30 protein-coding genes are annotated in these 23,820 nt (G+C 63.8%); 11 read left to right on the forward strand and 19 right to left on the reverse strand.

All coding sequences use genetic code 11. The annotated features are described in order from the left end of the window. Window positions 1-22: 22 nt before the first annotated feature. A complete protein-coding gene (locus IDM28_RS19975) occupies window positions 23-1,900 on the forward strand; it encodes a TonB-dependent receptor domain-containing protein (RefSeq protein ID WP_188036745.1) in 1,878 nt (625 codons plus the stop codon). Here IDM28_RS19975 and IDM28_RS19980 read toward each other — a convergent pair. From IDM28_RS19980 to nrdR, 12 genes are all read right to left on the reverse strand, one after another. Then, window positions 1,872-2,687 (reverse strand): cobalamin-binding protein, encoded by an 816-nt coding sequence (locus tag IDM28_RS19980; RefSeq protein ID WP_188036746.1) that lies wholly within the window; start codon window positions 2,685-2,687, stop codon window positions 1,872-1,874. The genes IDM28_RS19975 and IDM28_RS19980 overlap by 29 nt on opposite strands. Continuing rightward, window positions 2,687-3,106 carry an MFS transporter gene (locus tag IDM28_RS19985; RefSeq protein WP_101322301.1) on the reverse strand — a complete coding sequence of 140 codons (420 nt, stop codon included), beginning with the start codon at window positions 3,104-3,106 and terminating at the stop codon, window positions 2,687-2,689. The genes IDM28_RS19980 and IDM28_RS19985 overlap by 1 nt, the downstream gene beginning before the upstream one ends. Continuing rightward, the gene (gene ribA / locus IDM28_RS19990; protein WP_101322302.1) at window positions 3,103-3,720 is read right to left on the reverse strand and encodes a GTP cyclohydrolase II; all 618 of its coding nucleotides are present in this window, start codon (window positions 3,718-3,720) and stop codon (window positions 3,103-3,105) included. The genes IDM28_RS19985 and ribA overlap by 4 nt, the downstream gene beginning before the upstream one ends. A 124-nt stretch (window positions 3,721-3,844) precedes the next feature. Then, window positions 3,845-4,594: a substrate-binding periplasmic protein gene (locus tag IDM28_RS19995; RefSeq protein ID WP_188036747.1), complete on the reverse strand. Its 750-nt coding sequence runs from the start codon at window positions 4,592-4,594 to the stop codon at window positions 3,845-3,847. Window positions 4,595-4,608: 14 nt separating this feature from the next. After that, the gene (locus tag IDM28_RS20000) at window positions 4,609-5,112 is read right to left on the reverse strand and encodes a phosphatidylglycerophosphatase A (RefSeq protein WP_101322304.1); all 504 of its coding nucleotides are present in this window, start codon (window positions 5,110-5,112) and stop codon (window positions 4,609-4,611) included. Then, window positions 5,109-6,074, reverse strand: a complete 966-nt coding sequence (gene thiL, locus IDM28_RS20005; RefSeq protein WP_188036748.1) for a thiamine-phosphate kinase — start codon at window positions 6,072-6,074, stop codon at window positions 5,109-5,111. The genes IDM28_RS20000 and thiL overlap by 4 nt, the downstream gene beginning before the upstream one ends. A gap of 18 nt (window positions 6,075-6,092) precedes the next feature. After that, window positions 6,093-6,593: a transcription antitermination factor NusB gene (gene nusB, locus IDM28_RS20010; protein WP_101322306.1), complete on the reverse strand. Its 501-nt coding sequence runs from the start codon at window positions 6,591-6,593 to the stop codon at window positions 6,093-6,095. Further along, window positions 6,590-7,066, reverse strand: coding sequence for a 6,7-dimethyl-8-ribityllumazine synthase (gene ribE / locus IDM28_RS20015; RefSeq protein ID WP_003255395.1), 477 nt, complete (start codon window positions 7,064-7,066; stop codon window positions 6,590-6,592). The genes nusB and ribE overlap by 4 nt, the downstream gene beginning before the upstream one ends. 90 nt (window positions 7,067-7,156) lie before the next feature. Then, the gene (gene ribBA, locus IDM28_RS20020) at window positions 7,157-8,248 is read right to left on the reverse strand and encodes a bifunctional 3,4-dihydroxy-2-butanone-4-phosphate synthase/GTP cyclohydrolase II (protein WP_101322307.1); all 1,092 of its coding nucleotides are present in this window, start codon (window positions 8,246-8,248) and stop codon (window positions 7,157-7,159) included. 18 nt (window positions 8,249-8,266) lie between these two features. Then, entirely contained in the window at window positions 8,267-8,932 is a 666-nt protein-coding gene (locus IDM28_RS20025; protein WP_101322308.1) for a riboflavin synthase, read from the reverse strand. Window positions 8,933-8,975: 43 nt separating this feature from the next. Further along, a complete protein-coding gene (gene ribD / locus IDM28_RS20030; RefSeq protein WP_188036749.1) occupies window positions 8,976-10,106 on the reverse strand; it encodes a bifunctional diaminohydroxyphosphoribosylaminopyrimidine deaminase/5-amino-6-(5-phosphoribosylamino)uracil reductase RibD in 1,131 nt (376 codons plus the stop codon). 2 nt (window positions 10,107-10,108) lie between these two features. Further along, entirely contained in the window at window positions 10,109-10,573 is a 465-nt protein-coding gene (nrdR, locus tag IDM28_RS20035; protein ID WP_101323120.1) for a transcriptional regulator NrdR, read from the reverse strand. A gap of 105 nt (window positions 10,574-10,678) precedes the next feature. On the opposite strand from nrdR, the gene IDM28_RS20040 reads away from it, so the two are divergent. The 3 genes from IDM28_RS20040 to trxA are packed head-to-tail and all read left to right on the forward strand — an operon-like array spanning window position 10,679 to window position 12,710. Continuing rightward, the gene (locus IDM28_RS20040; RefSeq protein WP_103435141.1) at window positions 10,679-11,131 is read left to right on the forward strand and encodes a YbaY family lipoprotein; all 453 of its coding nucleotides are present in this window, start codon (window positions 10,679-10,681) and stop codon (window positions 11,129-11,131) included. After that, window positions 11,132-11,791, forward strand: coding sequence for a class I SAM-dependent methyltransferase (locus IDM28_RS20045; RefSeq protein ID WP_188036750.1), 660 nt, complete (start codon window positions 11,132-11,134; stop codon window positions 11,789-11,791). 31 nt (window positions 11,792-11,822) lie between these two features. Next, window positions 11,823-12,710, forward strand: a complete 888-nt coding sequence (gene trxA / locus IDM28_RS20050; protein ID WP_101322312.1) for a thioredoxin — start codon at window positions 11,823-11,825, stop codon at window positions 12,708-12,710. 171 nt (window positions 12,711-12,881) lie between these two features. On the opposite strand, the gene IDM28_RS20055 is transcribed toward trxA, so the two are convergent. Further along, window positions 12,882-13,220, reverse strand: a complete 339-nt coding sequence (locus IDM28_RS20055) for a hypothetical protein (protein ID WP_188036751.1) — start codon at window positions 13,218-13,220, stop codon at window positions 12,882-12,884. 132 nt (window positions 13,221-13,352) lie between these two features. On the opposite strand from IDM28_RS20055, the gene IDM28_RS20060 reads away from it, so the two are divergent. From IDM28_RS20060 to IDM28_RS20080, 5 genes are all read left to right on the forward strand, one after another. Beyond that, window positions 13,353-13,916 carry a DUF2796 domain-containing protein gene (locus IDM28_RS20060; RefSeq protein WP_188036752.1) on the forward strand — a complete coding sequence of 188 codons (564 nt, stop codon included), beginning with the start codon at window positions 13,353-13,355 and terminating at the stop codon, window positions 13,914-13,916. Further along, on the forward strand, window positions 13,917-14,627 hold the full coding sequence (locus IDM28_RS20065; RefSeq protein WP_101322314.1) for an ATP-binding cassette domain-containing protein: 711 nt from the start codon (window positions 13,917-13,919) through the stop codon (window positions 14,625-14,627). Then, complete coding sequence (locus tag IDM28_RS20070) at window positions 14,627-15,892, forward strand: ABC transporter permease (RefSeq protein WP_188036753.1); 1,266 nt, start codon at window positions 14,627-14,629, stop codon at window positions 15,890-15,892. The genes IDM28_RS20065 and IDM28_RS20070 overlap by 1 nt, the downstream gene beginning before the upstream one ends. A gap of 9 nt (window positions 15,893-15,901) precedes the next feature. After that, window positions 15,902-16,444 (forward strand): DUF3299 domain-containing protein, encoded by a 543-nt coding sequence (locus IDM28_RS20075; protein ID WP_188036754.1) that lies wholly within the window; start codon window positions 15,902-15,904, stop codon window positions 16,442-16,444. 106 nt (window positions 16,445-16,550) lie between these two features. Next, on the forward strand, window positions 16,551-17,234 hold the full coding sequence (locus IDM28_RS20080; protein WP_101322316.1) for an OmpW family outer membrane protein: 684 nt from the start codon (window positions 16,551-16,553) through the stop codon (window positions 17,232-17,234). A gap of 49 nt (window positions 17,235-17,283) precedes the next feature. On the opposite strand, the gene IDM28_RS20085 is transcribed toward IDM28_RS20080, so the two are convergent. Next, a complete protein-coding gene (locus tag IDM28_RS20085; protein WP_188036755.1) occupies window positions 17,284-18,477 on the reverse strand; it encodes an MFS transporter in 1,194 nt (397 codons plus the stop codon). 100 nt (window positions 18,478-18,577) lie between these two features. Between IDM28_RS20085 and IDM28_RS20090 the strand changes: the two genes are divergently transcribed. Beyond that, window positions 18,578-19,039 carry a winged helix-turn-helix transcriptional regulator gene (locus tag IDM28_RS20090; protein WP_188036756.1) on the forward strand — a complete coding sequence of 154 codons (462 nt, stop codon included), beginning with the start codon at window positions 18,578-18,580 and terminating at the stop codon, window positions 19,037-19,039. A 134-nt stretch (window positions 19,040-19,173) separates the two neighbouring features. Here IDM28_RS20090 and IDM28_RS20095 read toward each other — a convergent pair whose 3' ends face one another. From IDM28_RS20095 to IDM28_RS20110, 4 genes are all read right to left on the reverse strand, one after another. Beyond that, complete coding sequence (locus tag IDM28_RS20095; protein ID WP_150571006.1) at window positions 19,174-19,434, reverse strand: DUF3077 domain-containing protein; 261 nt, start codon at window positions 19,432-19,434, stop codon at window positions 19,174-19,176. Beyond that, the gene (locus IDM28_RS20100; RefSeq protein WP_150571007.1) at window positions 19,431-19,670 is read right to left on the reverse strand and encodes a hypothetical protein; all 240 of its coding nucleotides are present in this window, start codon (window positions 19,668-19,670) and stop codon (window positions 19,431-19,433) included. The genes IDM28_RS20095 and IDM28_RS20100 overlap by 4 nt, the downstream gene beginning before the upstream one ends. Before the next feature lie 364 nt (window positions 19,671-20,034). Next, a complete protein-coding gene (locus IDM28_RS20105; RefSeq protein WP_188036757.1) occupies window positions 20,035-20,967 on the reverse strand; it encodes an NAD-dependent epimerase/dehydratase family protein in 933 nt (310 codons plus the stop codon). Further along, complete coding sequence (locus IDM28_RS20110) at window positions 20,960-21,844, reverse strand: sugar nucleotide-binding protein (RefSeq protein WP_150571009.1); 885 nt, start codon at window positions 21,842-21,844, stop codon at window positions 20,960-20,962. Before IDM28_RS20110 ends, IDM28_RS20105 begins: the two co-directional genes overlap by 8 nt. 174 nt (window positions 21,845-22,018) lie before the next feature. On the opposite strand from IDM28_RS20110, the gene IDM28_RS20115 reads away from it, so the two are divergent. Next, window positions 22,019-22,858, forward strand: a complete 840-nt coding sequence (locus tag IDM28_RS20115) for an alpha/beta hydrolase (RefSeq protein ID WP_101322321.1) — start codon at window positions 22,019-22,021, stop codon at window positions 22,856-22,858. Window positions 22,859-22,864: 6 nt separating this feature from the next. On the opposite strand, the gene IDM28_RS20120 is transcribed toward IDM28_RS20115, so the two are convergent. Continuing rightward, entirely contained in the window at window positions 22,865-23,677 is an 813-nt protein-coding gene (locus tag IDM28_RS20120) for a helix-turn-helix domain-containing protein (protein ID WP_101322322.1), read from the reverse strand. Window positions 23,678-23,820 lie beyond the last annotated feature (143 nt).

Consider the following 23,820-nt stretch of genomic DNA (forward strand, 5'->3'; position numbering starts at 1 on the left):
CAAAGCGCCGCACGGAACCGTCATGAAACTCGCAACCCTGGCCACCCTCCTCTCCCTCCCCAGCACCCTGCTCGCCGCCGAACCCAGCCGCGATGACGCCCTGAAGCTGCCAGACGTACTGATCAGCGCCAGCCGCCAGGTCGAATCGCGCACCAGCACCGCTGCCGCCAATACCGTGTTCACTCGCAGCGACATCGACCGCCTGCAACCCTCCAGCGTGACTGACCTGCTGACCCGCGTGCCCGGGGTGCAGGTTGCTCCCACCGGCGGACGCGGCAGCCTGCCCGGGATATTCATCCGCGGCACCAAGGCCGCCCAGAGCCTGGTACTGGTCGATGGCGTGCGTATCGCCAATGCCACCTCCGGCGACAGCGGCCTACAGTTTCTCGACATCGATCAGATCGAGCGCATCGAAGTGCTGCGCGGCTCGCGTTCGGCGGTGTACGGCAGCGATGCCATCGGCGGAGTCATTCAGATCTTCACCCGGCGCAGCGGCGGCCCCGGCCTGCAGCCACGCCTGCGCGTTGCGGGCGGCAGCAACCAGACCTGGCAGCGCAGCCTGGGCTTGTCTGGCGGCAGCGACGCGACCCGCTTCAACCTCGGTGCCAGCCTCGACGAAACCGCCGGCATCGACTCGACCGGGCCGTCGCTGGCCAGAGATGGCGACCATGATGCCTACCGTAACCGTTCGCTCAACCTGAGCCTCAGCCACACGTTCAACGAGCGCTTCGAGGCGGGCCTGAACCTGCTCGACAGCCAAGGCCGCAGTGAATACGACAACCCGTTCGGCCGTTATGACTTCGCCAGCGGCCAGACCTTCGGCCAGCAGCCCTACACCGACTTCAACGTCAGCAGCCTGGGCAGCTATTTCGATGCACAACTGAGCGATTTTTGGCATTCGCGCCTTGAGCTGGCGCACAGCGAGAACCGCGACGACAAACGCGACAAGTTCAGTGACGAGCGCTTTGTGTTCAACACCTACCGCGACCAACTGACCTGGCAGAACGACCTGACCCTGAGCGAGCAGCACGCGCTGCTGCTGGGTGGTGACTGGTATCAGGACCGCGTGCACGCCAACACCGAGCTGGATCAGGACAGCCGCTGGAACCGTGCCGCATTTGTGCAGCATCGCTATCAGGGTGAGCACTTCTCCAGCGAGCTTGGCGTGCGCCGTGATCAGAACCAGCAGTTTGGTGGCCAAACAACCTGGAGCGCCAGCCTGACGTTACCGGTCAATCAGGCCAACGATGTGCTGCTGTCATACAGCGAAGGCTTCCGTGCGCCGACCTTCAATGACCTGTATTACCCGTCGTACAGCAATCCCGACCTCAAGCCTGAGCATTCCAAGACCGTCGAGCTGCAGTGGCGCAACCAGCTCGGCAGCGACAGCCAGCTGGAGGCGTCGCTGTACCGCACCGAATTGAGCGATGCGATCATCTTTGGCCAGGGCTCGATCCCGCGCAACGTTGCCAGCGCTCGGATCAACGGTGCCGAACTCGCCCTCAAACAGACGTGGGGTGCCTGGCACAGCCAACTCGGCCTGGCCATGATCGACCCGCGTGACCGCGACAGCGGCCACACCCTCGCCCGCCGCACGCGCCGCACGCTGAGCCTGGATCTGGACCGCCAGTACGAGCGCTTCGGCGTGGGCGCCAGCTGGCAAGCCGTCAGCAGCAGCTTTGATGACGAAGCCAACCGCAACAGATTGGCCGGCTATGGCTTGCTCGGCCTGCGCAGTAGCTGGGCCGCGAGTGATGAATTAAAGCTGGAGCTGAAGCTGGATAACCTGCTCGACAAAGGCTACAGCCGCGCGCTCTACAGCTACGACAACAGCGCCTACGCCTACCGCGAAGAAGGCCGCCGCTGGCTGTTCAGCGTGACCTGGACGCCGGCATTGTAGCGTCGAGCAAGGCGCACAGCTTGGCGGTAGCTTCGATCATCTGCCCGCTTGGGCGCTCCAAACCGTTGTCCGGCAGCACCAGCAGGTGACCGCCAGCCGTGGCCTTGAGCTGCGGCCAGGCCCGCCAGCTCGCCAGTTGGGCTTGGTCGCCCGCGACAATCACATCAGGGTTGCGCGCCAGCACCGACTCCACACTAACCAACGGCGCCGGCTGCGGCAGGTCGGCGAACACGTTGCGCGCGCCACATACACTCAGCGCATCGCTGACGATCTGCTTGCCGCCCAAGGTATACAGCGGCTTGTCCCAGACCTGATAGAACACGGTCAGCGGCTGCTCGCGATGGTAGCGTTGCCGCAGCTCTTGCAGGCGCTGGCGCAAGCCCGCCGCGTAGCGCTGGCCCTGTTCGGCCCGGCCGATACGGCTGGCGATGGCTTCGATGTGGCTGAGCAATTGTTCGAGCGTGGCCACTTCGCCATCGTAGCTGGCGATGCCCAGCCGGCGCAGTTGCTCGCGCTGGGCGGGGGCCACGGCGCCGGGCCACAACAACAGCAAGTCAGGCCGCAGGCTGAGCAGGCGCTCCATGTCCAGTTGGCCCTGGCGACCCACCGACGGCAGCTGACGCAGCGCCGCTGGCCGCTCGCCGCCGTCGAGCACGCCCACCAGCAGGTCATCGGCGTGCAGTTCGAGCATGATTTCGCTCATCGACGGCGCCAGGCTGACCACCCGCAGTGGCTCGGCGGCAACGGTGCTGCCGAGCATCAGCAGCAGGCAGCAGAGCAGCCGCATCAACCCAGCTGACGCGGGATGCGATAGAGGTACAGGATCACCACGGTGGACAACGCCAGCAGCACCTGGGGCACTGCCTCCAGCCCGACCAGCACCGACAGTGCGGCGACCCAGGCGGGGATGCAGGCGTACAGCATGGCCAGGCGGCGTACCCGCGCCAGCTCGATCCAGGCCGCGGGCTCTTCGACGCTGCCGAGCACCTTGCTGGTGTGGATCAACGCGCGCTTGTACGCGGCAAACCGAGCGAGGCTAAGAAACATGGTCGCGGCACCGGCAATGAACAGCGGCATCGCCAGCACCGGAATCAGGCCGTCACCGCCGCCAAACGCCCAGGCCATGATCGGCAGCGGCAGCAAGCCCAGCGCCAGGTACTGCCACCAGGTCAGGGCCAGCCGTCGCTTGACCTCGCTGCGGGTCACGCCTGCGGCACCTCACCCTGGTGCTCGGTGCCCATCATGTGGCCGAGCTTGCCGGCCTTGGTCGCCAGGTAGTGGCTGTTGTGCGGGTTGTGACCGGTGTGCAGCGGCACGCGTTCGGCAACGTTGATGGCCATGGCAGTCAGCGCCTTGACCTTGCGCGGGTTGTTGGTCATCAGGCGCAGCGACTTGACGCCCAGGTGCTCGAGCATCGGCAGGCAGATGCCATAGTCGCGCTGGTCGGCGGCAAAGCCCAGGCGCTCGTTGGCCTCAACCGTGTCGGCGCCGCCATCCTGCAGCTCGTAGGCGCGAATCTTGTTCAACAGGCCGATACCGCGGCCTTCCTGACGCAGGTACAACAGCACGCCGCGGCCTTCGCGGGCAATCGCCTGCAGCGCAGCTTCAAGCTGCGAACCGCAGTCGCAACGCTGGCTGAACAGCGCATCCCCAGTCAGGCACTCGGAGTGCAGACGCCCGAGCACCGGCTCACCATCAGCGATATCACCCAGGCTGAGCACGACGTGCTCGCGGCCCGTGGCTTCATCAAGAAAGCCATGCATGGTGAAGGTCGCAAAAGGAGTCGGAAGTTTCGAGGCGGCAACAAAGACGACGGGCACGTTGTGCTCCTGATTAGTAACTTGGAATTTCACGTGGGCCGATTGTATCAGCAGGCTGACAAGCGTGCGCACGGTGAATACCGTCGGTTAAGATCGAAAGGTTCGATGCTTAGCGAGGATGTGCTCAGCGAGGCTGGCTGTCGGCAGTGAACGGATAGGGCTGCTTCCACTTCTTGAAGACCGCTTCCAGCTCGCCGCTGCGCACCAGTTGCTGCATGCGTTGGTCAAACAGCTCACTCAGCGCCTTGCCTTGCTCATTGTGAGCAAAGGCAAGATAGAGCGGCAATTCTGCTACATGAGTGCGGCGAAAGCTGTCCGGCTTGGGCGCCTGGGCCTGGACGTACTCGACTTCTGTGAGTGAATCGACATAGAAGTCGACCCGGTTATGCTCGAGCATCGGCAGAATCCCTTCGCGGCGCTGGATTTCCCTGAACTCATGAACATTCGGCAAGTAACTGCCGTAGTCGTAGCCGCGCACCCAGGCCAGGCGATAGTCGCCGATATTGGCGGGGGTCGGCACGGGCTTGCTGGTCAGGCCCAGCGCATAGATATGATCGACATCGAAGTGCCAGCGCGGGTAGAGGTTGTCGTCGCTCTCCTGCTTGTAGGAGCCAACCCAGGCATCCGCCTCGCCACGTTTGACCAGGCCAATGGCACGGCTGTAAGGCGCGCTCTGGATGGACACCTTGACCCCGGCGGGCTCGAACACCTGGCGCAACACATCCCACGCCAGGCCAGTGCCGTCGGCGTTGGTGTAGTCGAGCCAGTCTTCACTGACCAGATGGATCTGGCCCAACTGAGGCTTGTCGCTGGCGTTGGCAACAGCGCCGCCAAGCAGCATCAGCAACAGCAGCACCGTCGTCCTTAACCCCATCTGCCACTCCCGTATCAGGCTACCGCCCAAACTAGAACCTGCATGCCCAGCCAGGCGAACACACCGGCGAGGATATCGTCGAGCATGATGCCGAATCCACCATGCACATGTTTGTCGATCCAGCGAATCGGCCACGGCTTGAGGATGTCGAAGAAGCGGAACATGAGGAACCCGGCCAGCAACCACTGCCAACCCTCCGGCACCAGCCACAGGGTGATCCACATGCCGACCATTTCGTCCCAGACAATGCCTTCATGGTCGTGAACGCGCAAGTCGGTGGCGACCTTGCCGCACAGCCAGAAGCCGAACAGCATGGTCATACCCAGCAGCAGCCAGTAGCCCCAGTCGGGCAACATCTGCCACAGCGGAATGAACGGCAGCGCCACCAGCGAGCCCCAGGTGCCGGGGGCCTTGGGCAAAGTGCCGGAACCGAAGCCAAAGGCGATGAAGTGCCACGGGTTGCGCCAGACCGAAGGCGGAACGAACTCCGCAGGCACCTGATTGGGGTGGTCGGTCACGGTGTCTCCCTAAAATGTTGATAGCCGCGTTGTCGCGGGGTGATGTCCTGGCCGTGTTCGTCGCGCAAAATCACGCCTCCGCCAGCCACTGCCCGGCCGATGACATGCACCGCCAGGCCAGCGTCGCGCAGCGCGGGCAGTTGCTGCGCGGGCAAGGTGAACACCAGGACATAATCGTCGCCACCGGTCAGCGCCGCCTGGCGGGCTGCCGCTGGCCCTGAAAAAGCCACTAGAGCAGGTGACACTGGCACCTGGGCCAGGTTCACCTCGAGCGCCAGCCGGGATGCCTTGGCGATATGGCCGCAGTCGGCCAACAAGCCATCGGAGATATCCAGCGCCGCGGTGGCCTTGCCGCGCAGGGCCTGGCCCAAGGCAAACTGCGGCGAAGGTGACCAGTACTGTGCCAGCAGCGGCGCACTGATCTCGACCGCCGCTTCGCGCTCGCCCAGCACCAACGGCAAGGCGCCGGCGGCATTGCCCAGCTCGCCGCCCACACAGAGCAAGTCACCCACCTGCGCGCCCGAGCGCAGCAGGGCCTGCCCGGCCGGAACCCGGCCAAACACAGTCATGGTGATACTCAGTGGGCCGCGGGTGGTGTCGCCGCCAATCAGGCTCAGGCGGCAATGTCGCGCCATGCGATCGAGGCCTTCGGCATACGCCTTGAGCCACTGTTCGCTGACCTCGGGCAAGGTCAGCGCCAGGGTAAAGCCGACGGGCGTGGCACCCATGGCTGCCAGGTCACTGGCCGCTACGGCCAGCGAGCGCTGGCCCAGTAGCGAGGGGTCGCAGGCGTGCGGAAAATGCACGCCGGCAACCAAGGTATCGGTAGACACTGCCAACTGCGCGGCAGCCGGCAGGTCAAGCAGGGCACAGTCGTCGCCGATCCCCAACGCAACACCTTCGCCGCCCTGCGCACAGGGCGCGGCGGCGAAGTAATGACGGATCAGCTCGAACTCACCCATGGCTGGTCAGCGCCGCAATCAGCGCTTGAACGCCTTGACTTCCGCTTCACGGACCTGCGGCGCCAGCTTGTCGAGTACACCGTTGACGAACTTGTGGCCGTCGGTGGCGCCGAAAATCTTGGCCAGTTCGACGCCTTCGTTGATCACGACCCGGTAAGGTACGTCAACGCGCATCAGGAACTCCCAGGTGGACAGGCGCAGAACCGCCAGTTCAACCGGGTCGAGCTCTTCCAGCGGGGTGTCCAGGCAAGGCTTGAGCGCGGCATCGATATCGTCTTTCTTCGCCGGAACCCCGTGCAGGATCTCGCGGAAATAAGCGCCGTCGATGTCGGAGAAATCGTTGTCGACGCGGAACTGCGCCTCGATTTCATTCAGCGATTGCTTGGCCATGTGCCACTGATACAGCGCCTGGGTCGCGAGCTTGCGTGCTTCGCGACGCTTGGCGCTTTTCGATGGTTTGCCAGCATCCGCAGGTTTTGGATCGCGCGGGTTGAAACGATCGCTTTCGTCGCTAATCACTTGGCCTCCAACTGCGCCAGCAGGCTGACCATTTCCAGTGCGGACAGGGCAGCTTCAGCGCCTTTGTTGCCGGCTTTGGTGCCGGAACGTTCGATGGCCTGCTCGATCGAGTCGACGGTCAGTACGCCGAACGCGACTGGCACACCGAACTCCATCGACACCTGGGCCAGGCCCTTGGTGCATTCGCCCGCAACGTATTCGAAGTGCGGAGTACCACCACGGATCACGGCGCCCAGGGCGATGATCGCGTCGTAAGCGCCCTGCTGGGCGACTTTCTGTGCAACCAGCGGGATTTCGAAGGCGCCAGGAGCACGGATGATGGTGATGTCGCTTTCGCTGACGCCATGGCGTACCAGCGCATCAACGGCACCGCTCACCAGGCTTTCGACGACGAAGCTGTTGAAGCGGCCAACCACCAAAGCATAGCGACCTTTGGGGGCGATGAAGGTACCTTCGATGGTCTTCAGGGTCATTGCGGTGTTCTCATTTTAAAGAGCGAGGCCGCCCTAGGCGGCCTGCAGGAGGGTTTGGACACGAGCGCCAGGGCGATTGGCGCGCCTGTGTCACTCAGAGGGCACGTATTCTACAACTTCCAGATCGAATCCGGATATCGCATTGAACTTCATCGGCGAGCTCATCAGGCGCATCTTGCGCACACCGAGGTCACGCAGGATCTGCGAACCGGCGCCAACCGTGCTGTAGGTGCTCGGCGTCTTGACCTGGGTTTCGCCGGCGCTTTCGCGGATATGCGCCAGCACCACGTCGCCATCGAGCGGGTGACCGAGCAGCAGCACTACGCCGCTGCCGGCCTCTGCCACGGCGCTCATGGCGGCGCGCAGGCTCCAGCGGCCGGGCTGCTTGACCATCAAGAGGTCGCGCAGCGGGTCCATGTTGTGCACCCGCACCAGGGTCGGTTCTTCGGCGCAGATCTTGCCCAGGGTCAGTGCCATGTGCACATCGCCTTCGACCGAATCACGGTAGGTGACGAGGTTGAACTGGCCCAGTTCGCTGTCCAGTGGCTGCTCGGTGACCCGCTGAACGGTACGTTCGTGGATCATGCGGTAGTGGATCAGGTCGGCGATGGTGCCGATCTTCAGGCCGTGCTCGGCGGCGAACACTTCCAGCTCGGCGCGACGCGACATGGTGCCGTCGTCGTTCATCACTTCGCAGATCACCCCGCTCGGCTCGAACCCGGCCATGCGCGCCAGGTCACAGGCCGCTTCGGTGTGGCCAGCGCGGGCCAGGGTGCCGCCAGGCTGGGCCATCAGCGGGAAGATGTGGCCAGGGCTGACGATATCGTCTGCCTTGGCATCCTTGGCTGCCGCGGCCTGCACGGTGCGCGCACGGTCGGCTGCGGAGATCCCGGTGGTGACGCCTTCGGCGGCTTCGATCGAGACGGTGAACTTGGTGCCGAAGCCCGAGCCATTGCGTGGCGCCATCAGCGGCAGCTTGAGGGTCTCGCAGCGCTCGCGGCTCATCGGCATGCAGATCAGGCCACGGGCGTGCTTGGCCATGAAGTTGATGTGCTCGGGCTGGCAGCACTCGGCGGCCATGATGATGTCGCCTTCGTTCTCGCGGTCTTCGTCATCCATGAGGATGACCATCTTGCCTTGGCGGATGTCTTCGACCAGCTCTTCAATACTGTTGAGCGCCACGCGGCACCCCCTTCTCGATCAGGATTTCAGGTAGCCGTTGGCGGCCAGGAAGCTTTCGGTGATGCTACTGCCCTTGCTCGGTGCGGCAGCCTTGTCACCCAGCAGCAGACGCTCCAGGTAACGGGCCAGCAGGTCGACCTCAAGGTTCACCCGACGCCCGCTGCGGTAGTCGGCCATGATGGTTTCGGACAGGGTATGCGGCACGATGGTCAGCTCGAATTCGGCGCCATCGACCTCATTGACCGTCAGGCTGGTGCCGTCGACGGTGATCGAGCCCTTGTGGGCAATGTACTTGGCCAGCTCCTTGGGTGCGCGCACGCGGAACTGGATCGCGCGGGCGTTATCGCTGCGCGAGATGATTTCGCCGACGCCGTCGACGTGGCCGCTGACCAGGTGGCCGCCCAGGCGGGTGGTCGGGGTCAGGGCTTTTTCCAGGTTGACCGGGCTGCCGCTTTTCAGGTCGTTGAATGCGGTGCAGTCGAGGGTTTCGCGGCTGACGTCAGCCCAGAAGCCGTCGCCAGGCAGTTCCACCGCAGTCAGGCAGACGCCATTGACGGCAATGCTGTCGCCCAGTTTGACGTCACCCAGGTCGAGCTTGCCGGTCTGGACGTAGACGCGCACGTCGCCGCCCTTGGGGGTCAGGCTGCGGATGGTGCCGATCGATTCGATGATGCCGGTGAACATTGGGTTCTCCTCGGAAACTGGGCGGCGTTGGGCCAGCCGGGCATTATACGCCGGCGGCCGGCTGGGGGATGGCTGTGACTCGCCAGTCATCGCCCACCGCGCGCATTTCGGTGATTTTCAGTCGCGGCGCTTCGCTCATCTTCGCCAGCGGCCAGTCCAGCAATGGCCGGGCCTGGGAGCCAAGGAAGGTGCCGGCAACAAACAATTGGTATTCGTCGATCAAACCGAGCTGGGCAAACGCGCCGACCAAACCGGCGCCCGCCTCCAGCAGAATCTCGTTGACCCCACGCGCCGCCAGGGCGCTGAGCAGGGCTGGCAGATCCACCCGGCCATCGGCGCCGGGCAACTGCAGCAGCTCATGGCCGGCCTCGGCATAGCGTGGGTCAGCGGCGGCGCCGGTGACCACCAGTACCGGCCCGGCCTGGAACAAAGGCGCAGTCAGCGGCAGGCGCAGGCGGCTGTCGATCAGCACCCGCAGCGGTGGCCGTGACAAGGCCAGGGCGGTGCTATCAGGGTCCAGGCCCAGCTCGCCGCCGCGCACGGTCATCCGCGCATTGTCGGCCAGCACACTGCTGGCGCTGGTCAGCACCACGCTGGAGCGCGCACGCAGGCGTTGCACCGCTGCGCGGGCGGCAGGGCCGGTAATCCACTGGCTTTCACCACTGGCCATGGCGGTGCGTCCGTCCAGGCTCATCGCCAGCTTGGCGCGGACGAACGGCAGGCCGTGCTCCATGCGTTTCAGGAAGCCGGGATTGAGCGCACGCGCTTCTTGCTCGAGCACGCCACTGACAACCTCGATACCGGCCTCGGCCAGGCGCCGCAGACCTCGCCCGGCGACTTGCGGGTTAGGGTCCTGCATGGCGGCGACCACCCGGGCCACCCCGGCCTTGACCAGCGCTTCGGCACACGGCGGGGTGCGCCCGTGGTGGCTGCACGGTTCAAGGGTGACATAGGCGCAGGCGCCCTGGGCGCGCTCGCCGGCCTGGCGCAGGGCATGCACTTCGGCGTGCGGCTCGCCGGCGCGCACATGCCAGCCCTCGCCGACCACCTCGCCATCACGCACGATGACGCAGCCAACGCGCGGATTGGGATGGGTGCTGTACTGGCCTTTGCGGGCCAGTTGCACGGCCAGGGCCATGTAGTGGGCGTCGAGAATTGCGGTCGGGCTGGGCATGTTTACTCTTTGCCCGGCTGGCGCGCCAGGCGGTCGATTTCTTCGCGGAATTCGTCAAGGTCCTGGAAACGCCGGTAGACCGAGGCAAACCGAATGTAGGCGACTTCGTCGAGTTGACGCAGCGCCTCCATGACCAGCTCACCGACCACCAGCGACTTGACCTCGCGCTCGCCGGTGGCGCGCAGCTTGTGCTTGATCTGCGCCAGCGCTGCTTCCAGGCGCTCGACGCTGACCGGGCGCTTTTCCAGCGCGCGCTGCATGCCGGCTCGCAGCTTGTCTTCGTCGAATGGCTGGCGGGTGCCGTCTTGCTTGATCAGCCGCGGCAGTACCAGTTCGGCGGTTTCGAAGGTGGTGAAGCGCTCGCCGCAGGCGACGCATTCGCGCCGGCGACGCACTTGTTCGCCCTCGGCGACCAGGCGCGAGTCGATGACCTTGGTGTCGTTGGCACCGCAAAAGGGACAGTGCATGGTGGCAGGCAACAAAAAAAGGGAGGGCCATGGTAGCGCATCCGACTGGCAAGACAAGCCAAAGGGGTTACCATCCACTCAAATCTGCCCCTGAAGGACTTCTCCATGCACTTTCGAGCGCTCGTCGTGCTCTGCCTCGCTGGCCTGATGACGGCCTGCAGCAGCGATAAACCTAAAAACGAACCGGTGCCCGCAACGCCGGCGCCGAAAACGGTGAAAAAGGCCCCGGCGCTCGGCCCACTGCCGGCTTATCAACGGGAAATCAGCGGCAGCCTGCAAGACGTGCCAGCGGGTGCCGAGGTCGAGCTGGCATTGCTGGTGATCGACGAACGTGATCGCCCGCAGCGGCTGCTGGCCAGCAGCACCCTGACCGGTACCGGTCAGGACCTACCCTACCAACTGCGCTTCAACCCGGAAGCGTTCCCGGCCGGTGCCCGCGTCGAGTTGCGCGGTCGCGCCAGCCGCTCGGGTCAGTTGATCATGCACCTGCCGCCACAGCGCATCGTCCAGGCTACGAGCCAGGCCACCGGCCCGCTGCGCTTCGAGAAAGCCCCGTAAATGGCGCCAGTGCAGTTGCAGCATGCGCTCAGCGGTCTGATCGGCGAAGCGCAGCTGGTTGCCACTGCGCTGCCGGAGTGCGCGCTGAAACTGTGGCTGCTCGGCGCCGACAACATGCACCGCGCATTCACCCGCGAAGAGACCCAGCGCATCCTCGAAGAGCCGCCGTACTGGAGCTTCTGCTGGGCCAGCGGCCTGGCCATGGCCCGCTACCTGGCGGCCAATCCACAGTGGGTCGAGGGCATGCGCGTGCTCGACTTTGGCGCCGGTTCGGGCATTGCCGGGATCGCCGCAGCGCGGGCGGGTGCTGTCGAGGTGGTTGCCTGCGACCTTGATCCGCTGGCCTTGGCTGCGTGCCAAGCCAATGCTGCGCTGAACCAGGTCGAGCTCGGTTACAGCAGTGATTTTTTTGCCGAGGCCGACCGCTTCGATCTGATTCTGGTGGCTGATGTGTTGTACGACCCGGCCAACCTGCCGTTGCTCGATGGTTTTCTCAGCCGTGGCCGCCAGGTGCTGGTGGCCGACTCGCGGGTGCGCAATTTCAGCCACCCGCTGTACCGTCAGTTGGACGTGCTCGAAGGCTTGACCCTGCCCGACCTGGCCGAACCGCACGAATTCCGCCGGGTCAGCCTGTACCACGCCAGCCGCGAGCCTTTATAGTGGTGTCATTCAGAGATTTGCGAGAGTTGCGATGAGCCAAGCCCCCGATACCAACGCCCTGCCGTACATTTTCGATGCTACCGACGCCAACTTTCAGCAGTTGGTCATCGAGAACTCCTTCCACAAACCGGTGCTGGTGGATTTCTGGGCCGAGTGGTGTGCGCCATGCAAGGCGCTGATGCCGTTGCTGGCCAAGATAGCCGAGGGTTATCAGGGCGAGCTGTTGCTGGCCAAGATCAACTGCGATGTCGAGCAGCAGGTGGTTGCCCAGTTCGGTATCCGCAGCCTGCCAACCGTGGTGCTGTTCAAGGACGGTCAGCCGGTCGACGGCTTTGCCGGTGCGCAGCCCGAATCGGCGATTCGCGCCCTGCTCGAGCCGCACGTGCAGATGCCTGCCGCGCCGACTGCCTCGCCACTGGAAGAAGCCAAGGCGCTGTTTGCCGAAAGCCGCTTTGCCGAGGCCGAAGCGACCCTCAAGCTGTTGCTGGGCGAAGACAACAGCAATGCCGAGGCGTTGATCCTGTACGGCCGTTGCCTGGCCGAGCGTGGCGACCTGAGTGAAGCTGAGGCCGTGCTGGGTGCGGTCAAGAGCGACGAGCACAAGGCAGCGCTGGCCGGCGCCAAGGCGCAGCTGACCTTCCTGCGCCAGGCCGCCAGCCTGCCGGAAGCCGCCGAGTTGAAGAGCCGTCTGGCGCAGAACCCTGAGGACGACGAAGCCGCTTATCAGCTGTGCATTCAGCAGTTGGCGCGCCAGCAGTACGAAGCGGCGCTGGATGGGTTGCTCAAGCTTTTCCAGCGTAATCGGGGTTATGAAAGCGGATTGCCGCACAAGGCGCTGTTGCAGGTGTTCGAGCTGCTCGGCAATGAGCACCCGCTGGTTACCGCGTATCGGCGCAAGTTGTTTGCCTTGATGTATTGAGGCGCATATCGGCCCGACGGTCTGCGGGGCCGCACAGATCCTGGGGCCGCTGCGCGGCCCTTTCGCGACACAAGGCCGCTCCTACAGGCCGGCGGTGAGCCATGAGCAACTCGGTCGCCTGTAGGAGCGGCCTTGTGTCGCGAAAGGCCAGCGTAGCTGGCCCACTATGTTTCAACCTATCCAGTGATAAACAGGCGCATCCCCCGCGCTTTCCACCCTCACCTCAGCACTGTGACGCAAGCGCACCAGCAGCCGCTTGCCCGCCGCCGTGCTGCCGGTCAACTGCTCCAGGTGCTCAAGTAATTCTGGCCCAGTCATCTGTCCGGCCACGCGCAAGGCTTCGCGCGCAGCTTGCCACTGGTCATCGTTCTGCCGCACCGCCGGTGCCGGCGTTGCCTTGTCCACCGGCGCAGCCAACTCCACCTGACGCCCAAGCTGCGCCCATTCCGCCGGCTCCAGCTCGATGGTCAGGTCCACCGGCCACTCGCCGATCGTTCCTCGTATTCTCACCTTGGCTTCCTCGCTCACAATTGCCTGGCGCCCATGCTCCCACGACATGAAACCTTCGCCAAGCGGCTGGCACTCGCCAGAAAAACTGTTATAACATTACCAAATCATTCGCCCTGCTCTCTGGAGTTGTCCATGCGCCGTCTGTTGCTTGCACTGCCCTTCGCCCTGCTGCCCCTGGCCGTGGCGCATGCCCACGATGAGCATGATCACGATCACGACCACACCGCGCTAGGCGCCCATGAACACGGCGTGGCCAAACTCGACGTAGTACTGGAAGGCAACACCCTCGAGCTTGGCCTGGACAGCCCGGCGATGAACCTGGTGGGTTTTGAACACGCCGCCAGCAGCGATGTCGACAAGGCCAAGGTAGCCAGCGTACGCCAGCAACTGGAGCAGCCGCTGCAGCTGTTGGGTCTGGCCAAGGACGCTGGCTGCAGCATCGATGCGCAGGAGCTGCAAAGCCCGCTGTTCGACGCACCAGCAGCGGCTGCCGGCAAAACCGAGAAACACGTCCACAGCGATATCGAAGCGCACTATCAGTTCACCTGCAGCAACCCGAGCAAACTCGCCAGCATCGACCTCGCGCCGCTGTTCAAGGCTTACCCGGCGATGCAGAAGATCAACGTGCAGTTGATTGGCCCTAATGGCCAAAAAGGCCTTGAAGCAACGCCGACCACCGCGACGGTCGCGTTCTGAATGAGCCAGGCGTTGATCGAACTGCGTGATCTGCTGTTCGCCTGGCCCGGCCAGGCGCCGCTGCTGGATATCCCGCAGTTTCGCCTGGAAGCGGGCGAAGCGCTGTTTCTCAAGGGCCCCAGCGGCAGCGGCAAGACCACCCTGCTCGGCCTGCTTGGCGGTGTGAACCTGCCGGCGCAGGGCAGCGTGCGCCTGCTCGGTCAGACCTTGGCCGAGCTGGGCCAGGGCGCGCGCGATCGCTTCCGCGTCGATCACACCGGCTACATTTTTCAGCAGTTCAACCTGCTGCCGTTTCTGTCGGTGCGAGAAAACGTCGAACTGCCTTGTCGTTTTTCTGCCAGCCGCGCCGAGCGTGCCCGCCAGCGCCATGGCAGCGTCGATCAGGCCGCCACGCAACTGCTCGCGCACCTGGGCCTGACTGACCCGGCAATGCTCGCGCGGCGCGCCGATAGCCTGTCGATCGGCCAGCAGCAACGAGTAGCCGCGGCCCGGGCGCTGATCGGCCAGCCGGAGTTGGTGATCGCCGACGAGCCAACCTCGGCGCTCGATGCCGACACCCGCGAAGCCTTTATCCGGCTGCTGTTCGACGAATGCCGCGCTGCCGGCTCCAGCCTGTTGTTCGTCAGCCACGACCAGAGCCTGGCGCCGCTGTTCGATCGACACCTGTCACTGGCCGAACTCAATCGCGCCGCCGCGCCCCGGGAGGCCTGATGTACCTGCTCCGCCTTGCTCTGGCCAGCCTCGCCAACCGGCGCTTCACGGCCTTTCTTACCGCCTTCGCGATTGCCCTGTCGGTCTGCCTGCTGTTGGCCGTGGAACGGGTCCGCACCGAAGCCCGCGCCAGCTTTGCCAGCACCATCAGTGGCACCGACCTGATCGTCGGCGCCCGCTCGGGCTCGGTCAACCTGCTGCTGTACTCGGTGTTTCGCATCGGCAACGCCACCAACAACATCCGCTGGGACAGCTATCAACACTACGCCAGCGACCCGCGGGTGAAGTGGGCGATCCCGATTTCGCTGGGCGACTCGCATCGCGGCTATCGGGTGATGGGCACCAGTACCGATTACTTCAGCCACTACCAGTACGGCCGGCGCCAGCACCTGGAACTCAGCCAGGGCCGGCCGTTTGCCGATAACCCGTTCGACGTGGTGCTGGGCGCCGAAGTCGCCGAGGCACTGCACTACAAACTCGGCGACAAGCTGGTGCTGGCCCATGGCGTAGCGGCGATCAGCCTGGTCAAACACGATGACAAACCGTTCACTGTGGTCGGCGTGCTCAAACGCACCGGCACCCCGGTTGACCGCACCCTGCACATCAGCCTGGCCGGCATGGAGGCCATTCACGTCGACTGGCACAACGGCGTACCGGCTCGCGGCGCCGGCCGCATCAGTGCCGAGCAAGCGCGCGGCATGGACCTGCAACCGACTGCGATCACCGCCTTCATGCTTGGCCTGAACAACAAGATCGCCACCTTCAGCATGCAGCGGGAGATCAATCAGTACGCCAACGAGCCGCTGCTGGCGATTCTCCCGGGCGTGGCCCTGCAGGAGCTGTGGAGCCTGATGGGGACCGCCGAGCAAGCCCTGTTCGTGGTGTCGTTGTTTGTCGTGCTGACCGGCTTGATCGGCATGCTCACGGCGATTTTGACCAGCCTCAACGAGCGCCGCCGGGAGATGGCCATTCTGCGCTCGGTGGGTGCTCGGCCCTGGCATATTGCCGGCCTGCTGGTCCTCGAGGCGCTGGCGTTGGCGGTAGCCGGTATCGTCGCCGGGCTTGGCCTGCTGTATGCCGGCATCGCTCTGGCTCAGGGCTACGTGCAGGCCAACTATGGTTTGTACCTGCCACTGGCCTGGCCGAGTAGCCATGAATGGACGCTGCTGGCTATCATCCTCGGCGCAGCGTTGCTGATGGGCAGCGTGCCGGCCTGGCGTGCCTATCGGCAGTCATTGGCTGATGGTCTGTCGATTCATTTGTGAGTGATTACCATGCGTCTGCCCCGCCTTAGCGCTCAGTTCCCGCGCTGCCTCATGCTACTGGTGCTGCTCTTCAGCTCGCCGGTGTGGGCGGCTGAGCCGCGCGAGCTGGATTGGCCGGCATTGATCCCCGAAGGCGCGCCAGTGCAAGCCCCGCAGCTGGCGCCGCTGCACGACCTGTCGCAGATCGGCAACGCGCTGGCGGCCGAGTCCGCGCCGCCAGTACCACAGCAATCGGCCAATGCTCCGGTGGTGCAGGCGCTGGACAATCAGCAGGTCAAGCTGCCGGGCTATATCGTGCCGCTGGAAGTCAGTGAAGAAGGCCGTACCACCGAGTTTTTGCTGGTGCCGTATTACGGCGCCTGCATTCACGTGCCGCCACCGCCGTCGAATCAGATCGTGCATATTTTCAGCGAGATGGGCGTACGCGTCGAAGACCTGTACCAACCGTACTGGATCGAAGGGCGTATGCAGGTCAAAGCCAGCAGCAGCGAGCTGGCCGACACCGGTTACCAGATGGAAGCCGAAAAAATCTACGCCTACGAGCTGAAATAAGCCCGCGGGACGGCTATGCCGCGCTTCGTTGAGCTGGGTCAAACATTTGGTTTAAGCGCCTTCGTACCATTAGGCCATTGATTACCAATGTCCTTTCGGAGCTTCCATGAACAAGTCCTTGCTCGGCGCCTCGCTCGTCGCCCTGGCCCTCGTTGCGCCTGCTGCCCACGCTCACCAGCCGGGTGATTTCATTGTCCGCGCCGGCGCCATCACCACCGCGCCCAACGAAAGCAGCGGCGACTTGCGCTTCGACGGCAACAAGGTAGCCGGCACCAAGGCAACCCTGACCAGCGACACGCAGCTGGGCCTGACCTTCGCTTACATGCTCAGCGATCACATCGGCGTCGAGCTGCTGGCGGCCACGCCGTTCCAGCACACCGTTGGCGTCAAGGGCCTGGGCGGCGGCCTGGATGGCAAGCTGGCCGACATCAAGCAACTGCCACCGACCCTGTCGCTGCAGTACTTCCCGATGGACCCAGCCTCCAAGTTCCAGCCGTACGTAGGCGTGGGCATCAACTACACCCTGTTCTTCGATGAAGACCTGAGCAGCGCGCGCAAGCAGCAAGGCTTCAGCAACTTGAAAATGCAGGACTCGATCGGCATCGCCGGCCAGGTCGGCATGGACTACATGATCACCGACAACGTGCTGGTCAACGCCTCGGTCTGGTACGTCGACATCGACACCAAAGCCACCGTCGACGGCCCTGCCGCACTGGGCTACAGCAAGACCAAGGTCGACGTTGAAGTCGATCCATGGGTGTACATGGTCGGTATTGGCTACAAGTTCTGATCGTTGCTGCATGACAAAGCCGTTGCCATCAGGCAGCGGCTTTTTGCTGTCAGCGCTGGCCATTGCCTGTTTGCCAGCGCAGATACAGCCAATAAATCAAGGCCAGTGCGCTGAACCCCGCGCCCACTGCGCACACGGCCATCCAGCCCCAGCGCGCATAGACCCAGCTCGCCGCTACCGCCCCCACCCCGCTGCCCAGCGAATAACAGCACATGTAGGCCCCGATCAGGCGGCTGGCCATCTCACTGCGCCCTTTCAGCAGCAATGTCTGGTTGGTGACGTGCACCGCCTGAACGGCAAAATCGAGCATTACTACGCCCAGCACCAGCGCCAGCAATGAGTATTCAAGAAAGGCCGTGGCTACCCACGACAGCAGCAACAGCAGCAAGGCCACGCCTGTGGTTCGCTGCGCGTGGCCCTGGTCAGCCAGACGCCCGGCACGTGACGCTGCCATCGCACCGGCGATTCCGGCTAGGCCAAACAGGCCGATCTGGGTATGGCTCAGCGCCAGCGCTGGTGCGCTCAGCGGCAGTACCATTGCACTCCACAGCACGCTGAAAGCGGCGAAGGTCAGCAAGGCCAACAGCCCACGCTGGCGCAACAGCCGATCGTGTCGATACAGACCGACAACCGACGCCAGCAATTGCCAATAGCTGGCGCTGCGGGCGCCTGGCTGCGCGCTCGGCAACTTGCGCCAGAGCAGCAAAGCCATCAACAGCGCCAACCCGGCAGCAACAAAATAGACGCTGCGCCAGCCGGCAACGTCGGCGAACCCACCAGCCACCAGTCGCGCCAGCAAGATGCCCAGCACCACGCCGCTGGTGACCTGGCCGACCACGCGCCCCTGCTCCTGCGCTGTCGCCAAGGTCGCGGCATGCGCCACCACCACCTGCACCACAACCGCCAGCAGCCCGACCAGGCTCATCGCCAGCAGCAATACGGCCCAGTCCTGCGCCAGCCCGACCGCCAGCAGCGCCGCGGCCGAGAGCAGCAGTTGACAGACGATCAAGCGCTTGCGCTCGAACAGATCGCCCAATGGCACGACCAGCAACAGGCCAACCGCATAGCCGGCCTGAGTCGCGCCGACGACCAGCCCGACCTTGCCCGTTGCCACCCCCAGGCTGGTCGCCATCGACTCGAGCAACGGTTGAGCGAAATACACCGAGGCCACAGCCAGTGCACAGGTCACGGCAAGCAACAGAGTGAGTGAGCGGGTAAGTGGCGCAGGGCTGAACGCGGTCATGGCAGGCACTCGACAACTGGTTTCATATTGAAACCACTTACTGGCTTTCTAGCAAATGTGGTTTTAATCTGCAACCAGATAAACAAGCGAGGTTGTCGCCATGCTGGACCCGATCAACAACCAATGCCCCGTGGCACGCGCGCTGCTGGTGCTCGGTGATCGCTGGGCGCTGATGATTCTGCGTGATGCGTTCGATGGCCTGCGCCGCTTCAGTGAGCTGCAGAAGAGCCTCGGCCTGGCGAAGAACATCCTCTCCTCGCGCCTCAAGCTGCTGGTAGAAACCGGCCTGCTGACCCTGCAACCCGCCTCGGATGGCAGCGCGTACAAGGAGTACGTGCTGACCGACAAGGGCCGCGCGGTGTTTCCCATCGTGATTGGCCTGCGCCAGTGGGGCGAGCAATTTCTATTCGAAGCCGGCGAAACCCGCTCGCAACTGCTCGACAGTGCCCACGGCCAACCTTTGCAGACACTGCAGGTGCAAGCCAGGGATGGCCGCGTGGTGGGGCCGGACGATTGCCTGCGGCGGGTGGTGCGGCATGGGGTGAAGCCAGGTCGCGGCTAATTACGTAGCCAGGGAGCCGGGAATTATCCGCGAGCAGTCGGGTCGTTAGCGCGGTGTCGAGTGCGCTGGGGCCGCTGCGGGCGCCAGCGATCTCAAGCCAGAGATAAACACAGAGACCTTGAAGCGGATGGGTTTCAGTGCGAAACCAGTGCTCTGCTGACACCCAGCTCCATATCATCGATCAGGGCCTTGGCGAGCTCACTCAATATTCGTACAGCGCTCCCTGCTTGCCGATCATTCTCCATCTCCGCCTCTGTAGCGAGATGGCGGATACAGCCCAGGAGTACGGATAGCTCCGAGAACGCCTGATCAAGTGGCACATCACGCTGTACGCAGAAAAGGTTCTGGCAAGGTGTCTGGCCTTGAGTTTTGCGGTGCTTGATATCGGTTTTCATGACACCGCCTCCTTGTCCCTGGCATGCGCAACCAACGCAAGTATCAACTGGTTGAGCACCTCTATGACCTCCAGCAAGTACTTGTGGATGCCAATAGGCTCACCGAAAAGATTGGCTTTGATTGTTCCGTTCAAGCAGTCGAGCAGCTTGTCGACCTGGGCGAGCGCATCTTCCACGCTGAGTTCGGCGTTAATCAGAAAATAGGGTACTGGCGGATCCGGGACGAGCTTTTTCATGGTCAGGTCTCTTGTGTGTTCACAGAAAACCACCACCGTCGCTCTTCTCACGGATTGAGGGTGGCAGCCGTGCACAGGGTGAGAAACCGAGACACAAGAGAAACCCGGCCAGACCGAAGTCTGCCCGCGCACGGCTGCCATAAACTGGCCGTAATTTGTGTTGTCGGGTTCTCACACCCGGTCACCACTTCTGGCGACCCTGTGAAATTAAGACTGAGGTGATTCCCCGACAACTGAGCTGCTTCCGAAAGACGCGTAGGATAATTCCTAGACGGGCTTTTGCAGAAGCATTTGGATTTGATTTCAGAAAGGTCTGACGCGCAGATGGGTTTCCCGCAGGCCTGAGCGACCTGCAGAACGGTGCTTAGCCCCTGCCCAACAGCTTGGCCAAACCTTCGACCATCGGCGTTGGTTGAGGGAAGTCGAAGCGTGCCAGCAAGCGTGCGTTGTCGGCGCGGGAGTGGCGGATGTCGCCCGAGCGGGCTTGGCCGTAGCTGATTTCCGGCAGGCTGCCAATGACGTCGCGCAGCGCGGCCAGTAGCTGATTCAGCGAGGTGGCCTGGTTCAGGCCGATGTTCACTGCGCCCTCTTCCACCTGCGGTTGCTCGAGGGCCTGGACCATGACCTGGACCAGATCACCAACATAGAGGAAGTCGCGAGTCTGCTCGCCGTCGCCAAATACCTTGATCGGCAAGCCTTGGGTAGCGCGCTCGCTGAAGATGCTGATCACCCCGGAATACGGCGAGGACGGATCCTGGCGCGGGCCGAAGATGTTGAAGAAGCGGAAGATCACCGGCTCCAGGCCATGCTGGCGGCGGTAGAAATCCAGGTACTGCTCGCTGGCAAGTTTGTCCACTGCGTAAGGCGTCAGCGGCGCCTTGGGGGTATCTTCGGCAATCGATTGGCCTTCGCCATTGTTGCCATACACCGCGGCGCTGGACGCAAACAGCACCCGACGCACGCCATTCAGGCGCATGGCTTCGCAGACATTCAGCGTGCCGATGAAATTGCTCTGGTGGGTTTTCACCGGGTCATCCACCGAGGCCTGCACCGAGGCCACGGCAGCCAGATGCACAACGGCGCGGCAGCCAGCGGCCGCACGGGCGACCAGAGCGGCGTCGGCGACATCGCCTTCGATCAGCTCCAGGCCGGGATGCTGCAACTGCAGGTTGGCGCGCTTGCCGGTGGACAGGTCGTCAAGGATACGCACCGCATAGCCTTTGCCCAGCAAGGCGTCGGACAGGTGCGAGCCGATGAAGCCCGCGCCGCCGGTGATCAGAATAGGGGCGTCAGCCATGTCGGTAGAATCGGTCCAGTAAAGGCGCCAGGCCCGAGCGCCAGGCGCGCGGCTTGATGCCGAAGGTATGAAGGATCTTCTTGCAGGCCAACACCGCATTCTGCGGCTCGTCGCTGGCATCCGGCCGTGCCGCATGGGCCTGGGCGGTGGGTGCCTGCACTGCGAGCTGGCGCCATTGCTGTGCTTCGGCAAGGATCGCCTGGCCCAGCGCCAGCGGCGTGGTCGCCTCGTTGCCGGCGTAGTGATAGGTGCCCCACAGCGGCGCGGCGCAGTCGAGTTGCTTGAGTACCGAGAGGATGACCCGGGCCGCATCGTCCACTGGCGTCGGATTGCCGCGGCGATCGTCCGCCAGGAGCAATTCCTGCGGCTGCTCGGCGCGGGTCAGAAAGCGCCCGAGGGTGCCATCGATGCTCTCGTCCAGCACCCAGCCAAACCGCAGCAGCACGTGCTGCGGGCAAGTTGCGCGCACGCTCTGCTCGACCCGCCACAGCGCCTGGCCGCGGCTGCCCAGGGGCACCGGCTCGTCCTTTTCGCTGTAGGCAGTGGCCCGCGAGCCATCGAACACGCGATAGCTGGAAGGTTGCACGAGGATCATTTCGTGGTGCTGGCACAGCTCGGCCAGGCGCTCGACTGCGCGCTCTTGCTGGGCGAGGCGCTGTTCGCTGACCGCCTCGGCCTGGAACCAGTCGAAGTAATAGGCGAGGTTGATCACCACGTTGGGGCGGTGTTCGTCCAGCAGCAGGGTCAGGCTGGCCGGATCCCAGCCGTTGTCCGGCGGACGCGGCGCCAGGAATCCGATGTCTTCCTCGGCCCCGAGACGAATCAGCGCTTGCCCGAGGGCATTGCCACCACCCAACAGCATCAGGCGCATACGCATAGGGTAAAAAAGTCCGCTCAGATCGTTGGAAGAAAAAGCATTTTGCGGTTTCCGACAGGGGAAGTCCAACGCCTGCTGGATTGCGGCGTTGCTCGGCACTGCGGTAGCGCACTGTGCGGGGCTGTTATCGACCTATACTGAGCGCGCCATCCCCTGCTCAGCGCGAAGGTCCAAATGCCCACCGAATCCATCGCTGCACACCGTTCGACCTGGCAGTATGACGAGGCAGCGCCCGGCGCAGAGCGGTTCATCGAACAGTCATTCGACGGCTATCGGCAGCAGGCACGACTGCTGGTGCCCGATGTTGCACACGCCCCGCCCGCCTTTATCGTCGGTGGCGCACGCTCGGACTTCACCCGCCTCAACCCGTTGCTGTATCGCCTGCAGGCGCAGGGCATCGGCTCGCTCAGCGGTAACCTGTCCGGCCACAGCCTGGCCAGCCAACCGGGCGCCGCCGCGCCGTCGCTGCACACCAATCTGCACGAGGCACTGAGCTTTCATCAGCATATCGCCGAGCAGTGCCATACCCTGATCGGCCATAGCCTTGGTGCAGCCATTGCGCTGAAGATGGCCGCGCAGTTACCAAGCATCTCCAAACTGGTGCTGATCTGCCCGGCGGTTTACCCGGACGCGGCGCACCAGGCGCCATTCGGCCCGGCGTTCACCGCAGCGATTCGCCAGCCGTTCGCCTTTCTGCAATGTGACAGCTATGAATTCTTGCGCACCTTTACCGGCCAGGTATTGCTGGTGATCGGTGAGTACGACGGGCTTAATTCGCGTGCTTATGGCCAAGGCGCGGGGACCTCGGCGGGGACGCGCTGGGTGTCTGGCGTGCAGCGCTACAGCCCGATCCCGGAAGAAGTCACCCATACCCTGCTGCGCTCAGTGCCGGCGCCACATGTCGAGTGCCTGCTGCTGACCGACTGCGACCACGGCATCGCCGCTCACCTGCGAGACAATCCGCAAGTCGCCGACCAGGTGGCAGAGGTGACCGCAGCGTTCATTCGCGGTTGAGGCGGCCTATTCGATCTCGAACAAGCCGTTGCTCAGCGGGCCGACGCTGAGGCGCTCGCGCACGTCATCGTCGATGCGCGGATCATCCGGGCGGTACAGCTTGACCTGCCGGTAGGCATTGATGCGGTTGATCTCCTCGCCGAGAAACTCCCAGACCACGCGGGTACAGGCCGGGTTGCGCCGGTCGCCGCTGGAGACTCCGGTCTTGAGCCCGTTCAAGCGGGTAATGCGGCTCTTGAAGCTGGGGATGAGGATGGTCTGACTCATCTCGTTGAGGGTGAGTGATTCGTAGTCGATCAGGAACATGCGGTCCTGCAGCTGGAACGCCGCACCAAGGTAGCGGCAGCGCACTTCGGCATGCAGGTCGGTGGCGCTGCTGCGCTCCTGGCGTTCCTGGCGCTCGAATAGAAAGCTGCCGCGCTCCTCCCGCAAATGCACCAGCGACACCAGAATGGTACCCGGCACCGACATGCAGTTGGAGTATTCGAAGTAGTAGCCGCAATAGCGCGAGAGATTGCCGGCATGCGCATGCAAAGGCTTGAACAGCTCACTGATGGGGTCGTTCAACGGCCCGTTCTGCTCCGAAGGAATGCGCGCACCTATCAGCCGGGCAAACTGCTCGGGCGGCAAATTCAGCTCGTAATCCTCGACCCCGAAGAAATCGCCGATGCGCTTGAGGTTGTAGGCCGTCGGACGGCTCTGCCCGCTCAAATACTTGTTGAACTGGGCACGGTTGATCGACAGCTGCCGGCAAACCTCGGAGATAGAGCGGTAGTGGCTACAGGCCAATTTCAGGTTGCTAGCGAAATGATCGCTCATGTACGAGGTCCAGCTGATGCGAGTGATGCAAGCATAGCATCAAGTCGCGCCAACTGAGAGCAACCCGCGAAATTGTAACGACTCTTGTCATGGCCAACCATGCGCCCAACGAAAAGCGGCGCGTCGTTGCCGCCGCTGGTCAT

The sequence above is a fragment of the Pseudomonas sp. EZ-C24 genome (assembly GCF_014525325.1).
GTDB lineage: Bacteria > Pseudomonadota > Gammaproteobacteria > Pseudomonadales > Pseudomonadaceae > Aquipseudomonas > Aquipseudomonas shirazensis.